This window comes from Alcanivorax xiamenensis (assembly GCF_009846745.1).
In the GTDB taxonomy this organism is placed as follows: Bacteria; Pseudomonadota; Gammaproteobacteria; order Pseudomonadales; family Alcanivoracaceae; genus Alloalcanivorax; species Alloalcanivorax xiamenensis.
Map to the genome: position 1 here is coordinate 1 of NZ_AQPF01000004.1, position 13,133 is coordinate 13,133.

The 13,133-nt window shown below is 61.1% G+C and carries 12 protein-coding genes; 10 read left to right on the top strand and 2 right to left on the bottom strand.

Annotated elements, in window-relative coordinates:
* Positions 1-223: 223 nt before the first annotated feature.
* Together A6D6_RS04115 and A6D6_RS04120 are read left to right on the top strand one after the other, a co-directional pair.
* The gene (locus tag A6D6_RS04115) at positions 224-595 is read left to right on the top strand and encodes a YbaN family protein (protein WP_133491901.1); all 372 of its coding nucleotides are present in this window, start codon (positions 224-226) and stop codon (positions 593-595) included.
* Between the two features lie 87 nt (positions 596-682).
* Positions 683-2,458, top strand: a complete 1,776-nt coding sequence (locus A6D6_RS04120; protein ID WP_159660023.1) for an acyl-CoA dehydrogenase C-terminal domain-containing protein — start codon at positions 683-685, stop codon at positions 2,456-2,458.
* A gap of 228 nt (positions 2,459-2,686) precedes the next feature.
* Here the strand turns inward: A6D6_RS04120 and A6D6_RS04125 are convergent, their stop codons facing one another.
* Positions 2,687-3,379, bottom strand: a complete 693-nt coding sequence (locus A6D6_RS04125; protein WP_159660024.1) for a 4'-phosphopantetheinyl transferase family protein — start codon at positions 3,377-3,379, stop codon at positions 2,687-2,689.
* Positions 3,380-3,442: 63 nt separating this feature from the next.
* Positions 3,443-3,769: a hypothetical protein gene (locus tag A6D6_RS04130; RefSeq protein ID WP_133491904.1), complete on the bottom strand. Its 327-nt coding sequence runs from the start codon at positions 3,767-3,769 to the stop codon at positions 3,443-3,445.
* A 566-nt stretch (positions 3,770-4,335) separates the two neighbouring features.
* On the opposite strand from A6D6_RS04130, the gene A6D6_RS04135 reads away from it, so the two are divergent.
* The 8 genes from A6D6_RS04135 (at position 4,336) to A6D6_RS04170 (ending at position 13,121) form a co-directional block, all read left to right on the top strand.
* A complete protein-coding gene (locus A6D6_RS04135; protein ID WP_236563973.1) occupies positions 4,336-5,922 on the top strand; it encodes a ShlB/FhaC/HecB family hemolysin secretion/activation protein in 1,587 nt (528 codons plus the stop codon).
* Between the two features lie 59 nt (positions 5,923-5,981).
* Complete coding sequence (locus tag A6D6_RS04140) at positions 5,982-7,874, top strand: DUF2341 domain-containing protein (protein WP_133491905.1); 1,893 nt, start codon at positions 5,982-5,984, stop codon at positions 7,872-7,874.
* 11 nt (positions 7,875-7,885) lie between these two features.
* Complete coding sequence (locus A6D6_RS04145; protein ID WP_014993295.1) at positions 7,886-8,311, top strand: ExbD/TolR family protein; 426 nt, start codon at positions 7,886-7,888, stop codon at positions 8,309-8,311.
* Between the two features lie 29 nt (positions 8,312-8,340).
* Positions 8,341-9,099, top strand: coding sequence for an energy transducer TonB family protein (locus tag A6D6_RS04150; RefSeq protein WP_236563974.1), 759 nt, complete (start codon positions 8,341-8,343; stop codon positions 9,097-9,099).
* Between the two features lie 61 nt (positions 9,100-9,160).
* The gene (locus A6D6_RS04155) at positions 9,161-10,858 is read left to right on the top strand and encodes a putative porin (protein ID WP_159660025.1); all 1,698 of its coding nucleotides are present in this window, start codon (positions 9,161-9,163) and stop codon (positions 10,856-10,858) included.
* Between the two features lie 29 nt (positions 10,859-10,887).
* Positions 10,888-11,556 (top strand): DNA repair protein, encoded by a 669-nt coding sequence (locus A6D6_RS04160; protein WP_159660026.1) that lies wholly within the window; start codon positions 10,888-10,890, stop codon positions 11,554-11,556.
* 41 nt (positions 11,557-11,597) lie between these two features.
* Positions 11,598-12,089: a YbjN domain-containing protein gene (locus A6D6_RS04165; RefSeq protein WP_159660027.1), complete on the top strand. Its 492-nt coding sequence runs from the start codon at positions 11,598-11,600 to the stop codon at positions 12,087-12,089.
* Positions 12,090-12,146: 57 nt separating this feature from the next.
* Positions 12,147-13,121, top strand: coding sequence for a peptidylprolyl isomerase (locus tag A6D6_RS04170; protein WP_159660028.1), 975 nt, complete (start codon positions 12,147-12,149; stop codon positions 13,119-13,121).
* The last annotated feature ends 12 nt before the right edge of the window (positions 13,122-13,133 follow it).

Below are 13,133 nucleotides of genomic sequence, written 5' to 3' on the forward strand. Positions count from 1 at the left end.
CTGGCAAGCGAATCGCCAACGGCCCAGGACACGCTATGAATACGTCCCTGTACGCTAGGGTTTGGCCATCCGTGGGCAAACACGATCCTGGAACGCCCTGACCGGCAGCACTCCCCGAATACTGAGACGCTCGGCTACGAAGCCCTCCGCTAGAAAGCCCCCCATCCATCAATCCTTTCCCCGTACGAAGACAGTGAGCGGTGGCCATGCTGTAATAGCCGCCATGATCAAGATTCTGTTGTGGCGAACACTGGCCTTGCTGACTCTGGCACTGGGCATGGTCGGCGTGGTGGTGCCCGGTCTGCCCACGGTGCCGTTTCTGCTGCTGGCGGCCTGGGCTGGCACGCACGGTTGGCCGCGCCTGGAGCACTGGTTGCTGAACCACCCCCGCTACGGCTTCTCGATCCGGCAGTGGCGTGAACATGGCGCGGTATCCCGTCGCGCCAAGGTCGCGGCGACATTGATGATGGCGCTGAGCGTGGTGCTGATCACGCTGTCGGCGGCGCCTCCACTGGTGAAGTTCAGCGTGCCCGCCTTTCTGTGCGTGACCTTGATCTGGCTGTGGAAACGGCCGGAACCGGGCGGTCACGGATGAATGGGGAGTCACAAATAATCGTTTACCGCACCGGCGTCGTGGCTAAACTGACCGCCTTTCACACGGTCAGCAATTGGGAGACAGACCATGGCGATCTACAAGGCTCCTTTGGAAGACATGCGTTTCGTGCTTAACGACGTGTTTCAGGCGGAACATCTCTGGTCTTCCTTGCCCCCTATCTCCGAAGTGACCCGCGATCTTTCCGACGCCGTGCTCGAAGAAGCCGGCAAGATGGTGGAGAACCTGCTGTTTCCGCTGAACCGTGACGGTGACGAGGAAGGCTGTCACTTCGAGGACGGTGTCGTCACCACGCCAAAAGGCTTCAAGGACGCGTTCAAAACCTACGCTGAAAACGGCTGGACCGCGTTCTCCGGCAATCCGGAATTCGGCGGGCAGGGTATGCCGAAATCCCTGGCGGTGCTGTTCGAGGAAATGATGCACAGCGCCAACTCCTCCTTCGCGCTGTACCCGGCGCTGACCAACGGCGCCACCCTGTGTCTGGACGCCCATGCCAGCGACGAGTTGAAACAGGCATACCTGCCCAAGCTGTACAGCGGCGAATGGGCCGGCACCATGTGTCTGACCGAACCGCACTGCGGCACTGACCTGGGCATTCTGCGCACCAAGGCGGTGCCTCAGGACGACGGTTCCTACCAAATCAGCGGGACCAAGATTTTCATTACCGGCGGCGAGCACGACATGGTGGATAACATCATCCATCTGGTGCTGGCGAAGCTGCCGGACGCCCCGGCCGGTTCCAAGGGCATTTCCCTGTTCCTGGTGCCGAAGTTCCTGCCGGATGCCGAGGGGAATCCTGGTGAGCGCAATGGTGTCGCCGCCGGCTCCATCGAGCACAAGATGGGCATCAAGGGGTCCGCCACCTGCGTAATGAATTTTGACAGCGCCAAGGGCTGGCTGGTTGGTGAAATCAACCAGGGGCTGGCGTGCATGTTCACCATGATGAACTACGAGCGTCTGTCCATCGGTATCCAGGGACTGGGCTTGGGGGAAGCCAGTTACCAGAGCGCGGTGGATTATGCCCGTGAGCGTATTCAGGGCCGCGCCGCCACCGGCGCCGCCAACCCGGACGGCGCCGCCGATCCGATCATCGTGCACGGCGATGTGCGCCGTATGCTGATGACCATGCGCGCGCTCAATGAAGGCGGCCGCGCCTTGTCCGCGTACGTTGGCATCCAACTGGATCTGGTGAAGTTTTCCGAGGACGAGGAAGTACGCCGCAAGGCGGCGGATCGCGTGGCTCTGTTGACGCCGGTGGCGAAAGCATTTTTTACCGATCGAGGTTTTGAAACCACGGTGTTGGGCCAGCAGGTGTTTGGCGGTCACGGCTACATCCGCGAATGGGGCATGGAACAGTTCGTGCGCGATTGCCGAATCTCGCAAATCTATGAGGGTACCAACGGCATTCAGGCGCTGGATCTGGCCGGTCGTAAAGTCACCCGCAACGGTGGCCGTTACGTGGAGTCGTTCCTGGCGGAAGTGCGTCATTGGATCGAAGAAAATGGCCAGGAAGCCGGCCTGGACGGTGTGCGTGAGCCGCTGGTCGCCGCGGTGGATCGTTTGCAGGTGGCCACCGAGGAATTGCTGCGCCAGGCGGGGGATAATCCGGATGCGGTCAACGCCAGCGCGGTGGAATATCTGGATCTGTTCGGTTACGTCACCTACGCCTGGCTGTGGGCGATGATGATGGTCAATGCCGCCGGGCGTGATGACGACTTCGGCCGCGCCAAGATGATCACCGGACGGTTTTACTTCGAGCGTCTGCTGCCGCGCGGCGAAGCCCTGGCGCGGCAATTGAAGGCCGGTGCCGAAACCATGATGAGCCTCGACGCCGATTTGTTTTAAGCCGTGGGCAGTCTGTTGATCCTGGAGAGATGAATTCGCGCCGTATTCGCTGCTAAATCAGCTTCCCACATAGGCATTGCGAAGCCGCCGTGGGAAGCTGCCTTGGCAGCGAATACCCGTACGTCATCCCGGGTTTGTCCCGGGATCTCGTGACGCCGGCAGTGCCTCCATCAAGGCCACGATAAACTGAGCGGGATCCCGGATCGGTGTCCGGGATGACGGTACGGGTCAAACCCGCGCCACCAGAATCCAGCTGAGCACCCCGCCGTGCTGTTCCCGCCACTGATAGTCCAGTGCCACACCGGTGCGCCACTCATCCGATAAGGTACTGCGCAACACGATACGGTGCTCGTCCAGCAGTGCCGCGTCCTGGAAATAAAAGCGTTGGCCGGTGAGCGGATAAAGCGCTTTGAACAACGCCTCCTTCACCGAGAACGTGAGTGAAACGCGGCGTGCCTGTTGTTCCTGATCCAGGTCCGACAGCGCCTCGATCTCCGCTTCCGTCAGCAACTGATCGCGCAGCTTCAGCGCCCGTTGCGGGGTGATCCACGCTTCCGCGTCCAGACCGACCCCGCGCCAGAGCGTGCGATCAGCCACCAGAGCCGCTGCCCGGCCCTGAGCGTGGGTGATGGCACCGCATACCGCCTGTGGCCAGATCGGTGCCCGATCCTCCCCGTAGCCGGGCAGGGCGGGTTCGCGGGTGATGGCTTCGATGGCCGCTCTGGCGCAGCATCGTCCCGCCAGATATTCGGCCAGACGCTTCTCCACCGCGCCTTGCAGGGATGCCGGCAGCGGCACTGCCTGATGCTCGAAATCTTCCAGCCGGATCCGTTCCGGATAATAGCCGCCGCTGGCCAGACAGAGGCCGTCTTCCCAGTGCTCTAGTTGAACAGGATCCAGGCTGGACACGGATTCGGGCATAACACGGCGCTCGCTGACGGGGCCTTTATACTGGCGTCTGCCAGCGATGTCGGCAAGTCGGGATCAACGCGGCGGGCGTTGCGGCTTGACGCCACTTCCCAGCGCGTTGCCCATACGATTGCGCAATGCCGACTGACTGAACTGTCCGCTCTGATTGGGCGGCAGGCGAGTGACGTCGGCGGAGTCCAGCGCCGGGCTATCCCGCCTGGCCGCCTTGGGAAGGGCCGTCGGCATCATCTTCCGCTGCAGGCAGTCGTAGGGCAGGGCGCGATGGCCGTTGACTTCCACTTCCACGCAGGAGGGCTCATCGGCCCCGGGCGCGGGAGCTTCCGCCGCTTGCAGAGCCGGTGTCATCATTAGCAGCCATCCCATGCGTATCCAGTGCTTCATGTCGTTTCCGTTTTTTATCGGTGCATGTGCCTGCGGCCAGGGAAGCTCTGAACAATACCGCGTCATCCCGGGCCTGACCCGGGAGCTCTCTCTGGAGGGCCACCACTTCGTAGTGGGAGATGACGGATCAAGTCCGGCATGACGTTTTCCTGGGCTCCCCCAGGAGAATGAAAACGAAGTGGTTTTTCAGTGAATTTTTCATGACCGGCGTCCTGTTCTCCACTGTTTCTCCCCATTGCCGCGCCATCACCGCTCCGGCGCCGCCTGAGCGTCTTTCCCACCTCACCGGTCCGCGCTTTTTTTGCTGTAGCAACGCGGTCTTTCCGTGAATTTTTGGTGACAACAGTTCGGTTCCGACGGACTCCCGACATCTAGAGAGTGTTAACTGGATCACCGTATTTGCCGCGGTGTCTTTCGGGGTTGTGGTTCGTGGTTACCAGAGTTTTCCACGGTGATGCTGGCCACCGGTCCATGTATGTGTTTGCAGAGTCGAGTCAATGCGTGACGCCAATAGAATGAGCGGAATGTCCTGTTTTTGGGGGGGAGTGTTTGTGGCAGCCATGACGATGACATCGGCACTTCACGCTCAACAAGGTGCCGCCGCCGAGGAGGCGCGGATGGCGCCCGGGGTGGAGCCAGCCGAGGCCGCGCCGGAGGAAGTGCCGGGAACGGTGACCATCAACGAGTACGTCGTGCGTGGCAACACGGTTCTGGAAGCGCGCGACATCGAGAAGGCGGTGTACCCCTTTCTCGGCCCGGAACGAAGCCTGGAAGACATTCAGAGCGCGCAAAAAGCTCTGCAAAAGGTTTATCAGGACAAAGGGTATCAATCCGTTTACGTGGAACTGCCGGAGCAGCGGGTCAGCGGCGGCGTGGTCTATCTGCAGGTGATCGAAGTCACCGTGGGCCGGGTGCGCGTGGTCGGCGCCGAATACCATTCGCCGCTGAAAATCCGCGAGGAAGTGACGGCACTGCGGGAAGGCGTGGTGCCCAATTTCGAACTGGTGCAGGAAGACCTGACCAAGGTGAACCGCACCGGCAAGCGGCAGGTGATGCCAGTGGTCAAGGAAGGCGCCATTCCCGGCACCATGGATGTGGATCTGGCCGTCGAGGACCAGACGCCCTGGAACGGCAGCCTGACATTGAACAACGATTACAGCGCCGATACCGAAAAACTGCGCACCATCGCCACCCTCGGGCATTCCAACCTGTGGCAACGGGGACACAGTATGTCCCTGACGCTGTTCACCGCGCCGGAGAATACCGATAACGCCGAGGTCTGGTCGTTGAGTTACGGCATGCCGCTGTCCGAGCGCTGGTCCCTGCGTTTCTCCGGTTATACCTCCGACAGCGACGTCAACACCGTGGGCGGCACCAGCGTGCTGGGGCAAGGGAGTTCTTACGGCGTTTCCGCCACCTACAACATTCCGTTCGACGGCACCTGGGGACATTCCTTCTCACTCGGTGTTGATTTCAAGGACTTCGACGAGTCACTGGAATTCGGCGATGCCGAGGACACCATCCCGCTGAAATACGCGCCTTTTACCTTTGGCTATAACGGCTACTACTACACCGAAAAGAATCAGGGCTCGATCAATCTGACTCTGGTAACCGCCACCAATGAGTTTCCCGGCAACAGCAGCGGCTGGGAGGAGTTCGATTACAAACGTTACCGGGCCAAACCGGACTTCGCCGTGATCAAGGCCGAGGCCAGCAACGAGAGGCTGTTGGGCGAGTGGGGGCTGGCGACAAAAGTAAGCGCGCAAATGGCGTCCGGTTCCCTGGTTTCCAACGAGCAATTCGCGGTGGGGGGCGCCGGCACGGTTCGGGGTTATCTGTCCGCGGAGCAATCCGCCGATGACGGTGTGCTGGCCAGTATTGAGCTGCGTACACCTTCCATTGCTGAGTGGCTGGGGTCGCCCTGGAGTCTGGTGCGCGCCCATGTGTTCGGCGAGGGCGCCCATCTGACACTGCAAAACCCGTTGCCGGAACAGGACGACGAATTCGATCTGGCCAGTGTCGGTGTCGGTCTGCGAGCGGAAATCGGTGCCTGGTTGAGCGGGCGGCTGGATCTGGGGTACCCGCTCACTGATGGGGAAAACACGGAAAAACACGACCCCAGAGTGCATTTCAGTATTACCGCCAGTTTCTGAACAGAACCAGGGGTGTCCCCAAGGGCGTCCAAACAGCTTGTTTTTCGGAGTGTCTGATCATGCAACAACGCCTGCTGATTTTTCTCATATCCTGCCTGGGTGCGCTGTTGCCCACCCTGGCCCATGCCTGGTGGCAAGACGATTGGAGTTACCGCAAGCAAATCACCATCGATACCTCGCCCCAGGGCGCGGCCATCGATCAGCGGGTCGGCCGGGTACCGCTGCTGGTACGTCTGCATACCGGTAACTTCGGTTTTCAGGACGTCCAGGAAAACGGCTCGGATCTGCGCTTTGTGGCGGCGGACGATCAAACCGTTCTCAATCACCAGATTGAAAGCTTCGACGCGCTGCTGGGCGTGGCCTACGTCTGGGTGGACGTGCCGGCGCTGGAAGCCGGGTCCAGCCAGGATATCTGGATGTACTACGGCAATCCCGACGCGCCGGCCACCAGCAATGGCCAAGCGGTGTTCGATGCCGATTACACCCTGGTCTATCACTTTGACCAGGCGCCCGGCGCACCGGCCCGTGACGCCACCGCCTACGGCAACAATTCCAGTAACACCGTGGCGCAAAGCGTCACCGGAGTGATCGGCCAGGCCGCCGCCTTTGCCGGTGGCGAACCGCTGATGGTGGAAGCCGCGCCGGTCCTGGCGACGCCAGCCGCCGGTCAGTTTTCCTTCAGCGCCTGGGTGCGTGCCGATCAGAGTGCCAATGAACAGTTGATCTATGCCCGCCGTGACGCCGGTAATTCGCTGTTGATCGGCATCAACGCCGGCCAGCCCTTTGTTGAGGTCAATGGTCAGAGAACGGCGCCAGCGCAACCGCTGGCATCCGGTCAGTGGCAGCATCTGGCGGTGACCGCCGATGGGCGGCAAGTGGCGTTGTACGTGAATGGCCGCCAGATCAGCAGCTTGCCGGTGGCACTGCCGCCGCTGGCCACCGCCATCGCCTTGGGGGGCGATATTCCCGGTTACGCGCCCGCCGAGCCCGTTGCGGAAGAAACCGCGAGTGAAGGGGAGGATGTCGCTACCACTACACCGGCGGCGGTGCCGTCCCGCTACTTCAATGGCGCTCTGGATGAAGTGCGGATTTCCAAGCAGGCCCGGCCGGCGTCTCTGTTGATGGCGGATTACCAGGCCCAGGGCTCCGAGTCGCGGTTGGTGGTATTTGGCGTCGACGAAGAGCAGTCCGGATTCGGCTTCGGTGCTCTCGGATTCTTGCTCAGCGCGGTGCCCATCGACGCCTGGGTCATCATCGGGATTCTGGTGATCATGATGATCCAGACCTGGTTCGTCATGTACCGGAAGTTTCGCCATAGCCGCCGGGTGGACGAGGCCAATGGCCGTTTCCGCGACGAGTTCGCCCAGGTCGGCACGCAACTGGAAAAACTCGCGGACAGCCCCGAATTGGAGCGGGAACTGGAGCACTCATCGCTGTGGCGGTTGTACCAAGTGGCGGTGCATGAGTTGCGTCTGCGGCGTGCCCAGGGCGCCGATACTTCCAGCATTTCCTCGGAAACCCTGGAAGCGATCCGCGCTTCCATGGACGCCGTTCGTACCCAGCAGAATCGCGAGCTGAGTTCCCGTCTCGGTGTGCTCTCCAACGCCATCGCCGGCGGCCCCTACATCGGCCTGCTGGGTACGGTGATGGGCATCATGGTGGTGTTTCTCGGTACCGCCATGGCCGGGGACGTGAACATCAACGCGGTGGCGCCGGGTATGGCCGCCGCTCTGTTGGCCACCGCCATGGGGTTGTTCGTGGCGATCCCGGCGCTGTTTGCCTACAACCGCATCAACGGCCGTAACCGCGATATCAGTTCCGATATGCGCGTGTTCCTGGACGAATTCGTCACCCGCCTGGCCGAGATTCATGGCGCCGGGCAGCGGCCGCCGCAGCCGGCGCAGGCCGGTCATGCCGTGCGCCATGGCATCTCTCAAAGTCCGGTGGTGTAAGGAGAACAACGATGGCTTCGGTAAGAACCTCGATGGACGACGATGAAATGGACGGACCGGTGGACGGCATCAATATCACGCCGCTGGTGGATGTGCTCATGGTGGTACTGGTGATGTTCATCCTCACCGCCACGGCGCAGATCGCGGGCATCAAGGTGGATCTGCCCAAGGCCAGCTCCTCGGTGTCGCTGTCCGAATCCAAGACCAAGGCCATTTCGGTGAACAACGACGGACAGGTGTTTCTCGATGCCTACCCGGTGACGCTCGCTGAACTGGAGGATCGGTTGCGTACCGAGAAAGCCATGAACCCCGGCTTTCCGGTGATCGTGCGCGGGGACGCCGCGGTGCAATACCAAAAAGTGGTGCAAGTGCTGGATGTGCTGCGGCGTCTGGATCTCAACCAGGTCGGTCTGGTGACCGGCAAGCCGCCACAGTGATCGATGATAACCGGATAACAGGAAAGACCATGTCGTTGCAGTCACCTCAATCGCGGGATTCCGGAGCCTCCTCTCGTAAACGGCAATCCGCGTTGGCGAGCAAGGCATCCCGTGACAAGCGCGGGCCGATGACCTATGTGCGCCTGGCCGTCGGCGCGGTGGTGTTGATCGTGCTGGGTTGGCTGATCTGGCAGTGGGCCAACGATATGAGCGGTGTGCGCCGGCAGGTGCCGCAGGAGCCGATGCTGGTGCCGCTGCCACCACCGCCACCGGAGCCGGAACCGGAGGAAATGAAGGAGCCGGAACCAGAGCCCGAGCCGGAGGAGATCGTCGAGCCGGAACCGGATCCCACGCCGGTGGAAGAACCGACGCCGGAGGAACCGCCTTCGCCGTCGGACGATTTGTCCGAGGCCATGCAGATCGATGGTGAAGCCCAGGCCGGCACCGATGCCTTCAATATCGGCGCCGGCAGCGGCGGCGGCATGGCCGGTTCCGGCACTGGCCGGGTCGGCAACGCCACCTACGGCCAGTACCTCTCCTACGCCTTTCAGCGGGCGCTGCGCGAGGAGCCGTCGATCCGTCATCTGAGTTACCGGATACAGATCAATCTCTGGCTTAACGAAGCCGGCCAGATCACCCGGGTGCAATTACTCAAGTCCAGTGGTGACCCGGATACGGACGACAAAGTGATCGCCGCCGTGCGTGCCATCCCGGCGCTGGATCAAAAGCCGCCGAAGTCGATGACACTGCCGGTGAAAGTGGCTTTGCAAGGGCGGCGTCCGGGCTGACCGGGACCGAAACCAACCAGACCCAAGAATCGAGACGAACCGTTTCAGGAGCAATAAAGCAATGAACATGAAGCGCAATCAGTGGCTGCTGATGCTGGCCGTGGCGGCGACCCTGAGCGGCCCGGCCGTGGCGCAGGCACCCGCCGAATCCACCGCGCCGGAGGGCAACAGCACCACCGTGCACCTGATCCGGTTGTTGGTGGAACAGGGGGTGATCACCGATGCCCAGGCCAACGCCTTGCTACAGCAGGCGCAACAGGAGGCCCAGACCGCCAGTCAGCGCCGCCCCGAACCTGAAGTGCGGGAAGGGGACGTGCGTGTGCCCTACATCCCGGAAGTGGTTCGTGACGAGATTCGCGAGGAAGTCAAACAGGAAGTGATGGCCCAGGCCAAGGCGGAAAACTGGGCGGCACCGAATACCTTTCCGGACTGGGTATCGCGGGTGAAGCTGTTTGGTGACGTGCGGGTACGTAATGAGAGCCGGTTCTTTTCCGGGGATAACATTGATCAACTCGTGGATGGCCAAAAATATAATGAAGATGGCCCGTTTGAAACCAATCTGGGGCCTATCGCTAGTGACTTTCCCCCCCTGATGAACACCCGTGAAGACCGCACCAACCTGTTGCGGCTCCGTGCCCGTTTCGGTTTGGAAGCGGATCTGGGGGGCAACTGGAGCACCGGTGTCAGATTGGCCACGGGCAGCAGCAATGGCCCGGTTTCCACTACCCAGACGCTCGGTGGCGGGCTCAGCAAAAAAGACATTTGGCTGGATCAGGGGTGGGTGAAATGGGCTCCGGGGATTTGGCGCTTCACCGCTGGGCGCGCGGAGAACCCCTTCGTCTCCACCGACATTCTGTTCTCCGGTGATCTGAGTTTCGATGGTGTGTCCGCCGGTTTCAAGGACCTTCGGGTCGGTGATCGCGTCGCGATGTTCGGCACCATTGGCGCCTTTCCCCTGGAATACAGCTCCGACTCATGGCCTTCCAGCAGCCCGGACAAAAGTGATAGTGAGGACAAATGGCTGTTCGGCGCGCAGGTCGGCGCCAACTGGGTGTTCAATCAGGAAGAGCGCCTGACCGCGGCCATCGGCTACTACCACTTTGATAACATTCAAGGGCAGCGGTCTTCCGAATGTGAATTGTACAGTGACCCATACCAGTTCTGCGATACGGATTGGTCGCGGCCGACCTTCATGCAGAAGGGGAATACCCTGTTCTGGCTGCGCGATATCCAACCCAATCCGGATGCCGACGTCACTTCAATGCCCCAATACCTGGGGTTGGCCTCGGAATTTCAGCTGTTCGATCTGAACCTGATCTGGGATACACGGGTTTTCAGTGATTACAAACTCAGGTTGGCGGGCAACATCATTTATAACGACGCCTATTCCGAACAGGCCATGTGGCGCAATGCCGCCGGCATGATCGTCAACAACTTCGATGAAGACGGCGAATTCGAAAGTGGGCGAACCGCCTGGATGGTTCATGCTGCTTTCGGTTCCTCCCTGAAGCTGGACCGGAGGGGGGACTGGCTGACCTTCCTGGGCTACAAACACATTGAGCCGGATGCTTTACCGGATGCCTACAACGATTCTTCCTTCCACCTCGGCGGCACCAATGCCAAGGGCTACTACCTGGGCGCGGCTTACGCCTTGAACGAGCGGCTGTACTTCCAGGGCCGCTGGATGAGTTCGGAAGAGGTGTATGGACCGCCGCTGTCCATCGACATTTTGCAGCTCGAACTGAACGCCCGGTTCTGATCGACCTGGCGATGAAGGGAGGTAATACCATGAAGATGACGGATAACGTCAAAACAAAGTGGTTACCCGTGACGATGGCATTGATGGTCCTGGCTTTGCCGGCGTGGACGCAAGCACAGCAGTCCAGTCTGGAAGAACGTCTGCGCACCGAGTTACGCAACACCACCCAGCAATTGCGGGACCTGCAATCCCGGCAAGCGGGCCTGGAGGCGGCCCGTTCCAACGCGGAAGTGCAACGTGACGCCGCCAGGGCCAAGGTGGCCAAATTGCAGGCCCGGCTCGATGCGGTGGAAGGGAATCTGGCCTCCCAGCAACGCAGCAGTCAAGCACGCATCGCGGCCAGCCAGGAACGCGCCCAGCAGATGCGCGACGCCTACGATGAGTTGTTGACCCTGGCCAAAGGCAAGGAAACGGAACGGCTGACGCTGCAGAAAGCGTTGCAACAACGTACCGCCGAATTGCAGACCTGCGTCAGCCGCAACGAGGAGATGTATATGGCGGGCAAGGAGATTCTGTCCGCTTATGAAAGCCTCGGTGCCGGCAGCCTGTTCAAGATGCGTCAGCCGCTGGCGACCTCGTCGCGGGTGGAGTTCGAGAACAGGGCCCAGGAAATGGGAGACCGGCTGTATAACGCCCAGGTCGGCGTGGTGCGGTCGGACCAGGACGGTAACGCCGGTGCGGCGGAAAACGGCGGCTGACCATCATCGAAACGTCACAACGGCTTGTTAAGGACATCACCATGAGCGAAGAAAACCACATCATCGACACTCTGCTTCTTGAGGAACTCAGTGCTCTGTTGCAGGAAGCCGGTTATCGCACCAATGAAACCGAGCATAACGGCAGCAAGCAACTGCTCAGCGCCAGTCAGGGCATCGGCTTTGCCGTGCGCCCCGGTAATATGCTGGGGGAAGGGCTTCTGGACTTCACCATCAGCTGCGCTTTGCGCATCCAGGGCGAGTTGCCGGAAGGGCTGATCCCGGCCTGGAATCGCGGCAAGCGTTTCTCGAGATTGAGCCGGCATGGTGATTTTCTGGTGCTGGAAATGGATGTGATCGTGGCTGGCGGTGTGCGCCGCGCCCATGTGCGCGCCAACCTGGAAATCTGGGACCGCTTGTTGCAGGAGTTCCTGCTCTATCTGCGCAATTACCGTGACGAGAACCGTAATGAGAGCCACGATAAAGACGATGCCTCGGAACATGAGCAGGCGATAAGCACGGAAGCGGCGGAGTGACGGGTAGAGAAGTGAATTGCCGGCGTGCCGGCGATGGTTTCAACCAGGGAGTGAACAATGAAAAGCGCACAGGTTTTACTCAGCGCGGTGTTGGCTGGTTTGGCGGGCGTCATTGGCACCGTTTGGGTGATGCAACCGTCCGAGGCGGTGGCCGTTTCGGAACCGGCATCGATTCCGTCACCGGCGGCCTCATCGCCCACCTCCACAGGGCAAGGGGATGCGGTCGCGGCCCTGGGGGCGGTCAGTCTGCGCGATCAGGAAGTGGCGGACTGGCTGGCGGCGTTGTCGCCACAGGCCCGCTCGGCGATACAGCGGGATCGTGCGCTGTTTGATGATTGGGCGCGTCAGCGTCTGGCGGAAAAGGCACTGATTCAAGAGGCCCGGCAACAGGGCTGGGAGAAGCGGGAGGAAGTGACGCGGGCCATCGATCAAGCGCGTGATCAGATCCTGCTGCGCAGCTATCTGGGCGCGGTGAGCCAGGTGCCGGAGGACTTTCCCGATGACGCCACGCTGCGGCAGCTTTATGACAACAGAAAGCAGGAACTGGCGGTACCGGAACGTTATTACCTCAGGCAGATTTTTCTTGCCGTGGACGGCGCCAATGCCGACCAGGTGAAAGCTCGCGCCGGGCAATTGGTGAAGGAAGCCCGCGCTAAGAAAGGGGACTTCGCCGAACTGGCCCGTCGTCATTCCGATGACGCGGCTTCCGCCGCCCGGGGTGGTGATATCGGCGTGCAGTCACTAGCCCAGCTTACTCCGGAGGCGCGCCCGGTGGTGACGGCGTTGAAGGAAGGGGAAGTCTCCGCGCCGTTTCGCACCGCGTCGGGTTGGCATGTGCTCAAGCTGGAGAAGACCGAGGCGGCGAGAACCGCCACCTTCGATGAGGTGCGCGATCAACTGCGCGCCACGGTCAGGGAGCAGCGCCGGCGGCAAAACGCCGAGGCCTACCTGAACCGTCTGGTGGGTGAAGCTTCTCTCAGTATCAACGGCGCCGCGGTGACGGCGTTGCTGGAAAACCAAAACCAGCCTTAATCAAAAAGGAAC

Excerpts from the sequence above, each read along its gene's own strand:
- A6D6_RS04115 (WP_133491901.1), top strand. The coding sequence starts at position 224 with ATGATCAAGATTCTGTTGTGGCGAACACTGGCCTTGCTGACTCTGGCA.
- A6D6_RS04120 (WP_159660023.1), top strand. The coding sequence starts at position 683 with ATGGCGATCTACAAGGCTCCTTTGGAAGACATGCGTTTCGTGCTTAAC.
- A6D6_RS04125 (WP_159660024.1), bottom strand. The coding sequence starts at position 3,379 with ATGCCCGAATCCGTGTCCAGCCTGGATCCTGTTCAACTAGAGCACTGG.
- A6D6_RS04130 (WP_133491904.1), bottom strand. The coding sequence starts at position 3,769 with ATGAAGCACTGGATACGCATGGGATGGCTGCTAATGATGACACCGGCT.
- A6D6_RS04135 (WP_236563973.1), top strand. The coding sequence starts at position 4,336 with ATGACATCGGCACTTCACGCTCAACAAGGTGCCGCCGCCGAGGAGGCG.
- A6D6_RS04140 (WP_133491905.1), top strand. The coding sequence starts at position 5,982 with ATGCAACAACGCCTGCTGATTTTTCTCATATCCTGCCTGGGTGCGCTG.
- A6D6_RS04145 (WP_014993295.1), top strand. The coding sequence starts at position 7,886 with ATGGCTTCGGTAAGAACCTCGATGGACGACGATGAAATGGACGGACCG.
- A6D6_RS04150 (WP_236563974.1), top strand. The coding sequence starts at position 8,341 with ATGTCGTTGCAGTCACCTCAATCGCGGGATTCCGGAGCCTCCTCTCGT.
- A6D6_RS04155 (WP_159660025.1), top strand. The coding sequence starts at position 9,161 with ATGAACATGAAGCGCAATCAGTGGCTGCTGATGCTGGCCGTGGCGGCG.
- A6D6_RS04160 (WP_159660026.1), top strand. The coding sequence starts at position 10,888 with ATGAAGATGACGGATAACGTCAAAACAAAGTGGTTACCCGTGACGATG.
- A6D6_RS04165 (WP_159660027.1), top strand. The coding sequence starts at position 11,598 with ATGAGCGAAGAAAACCACATCATCGACACTCTGCTTCTTGAGGAACTC.
- A6D6_RS04170 (WP_159660028.1), top strand. The coding sequence starts at position 12,147 with ATGAAAAGCGCACAGGTTTTACTCAGCGCGGTGTTGGCTGGTTTGGCG.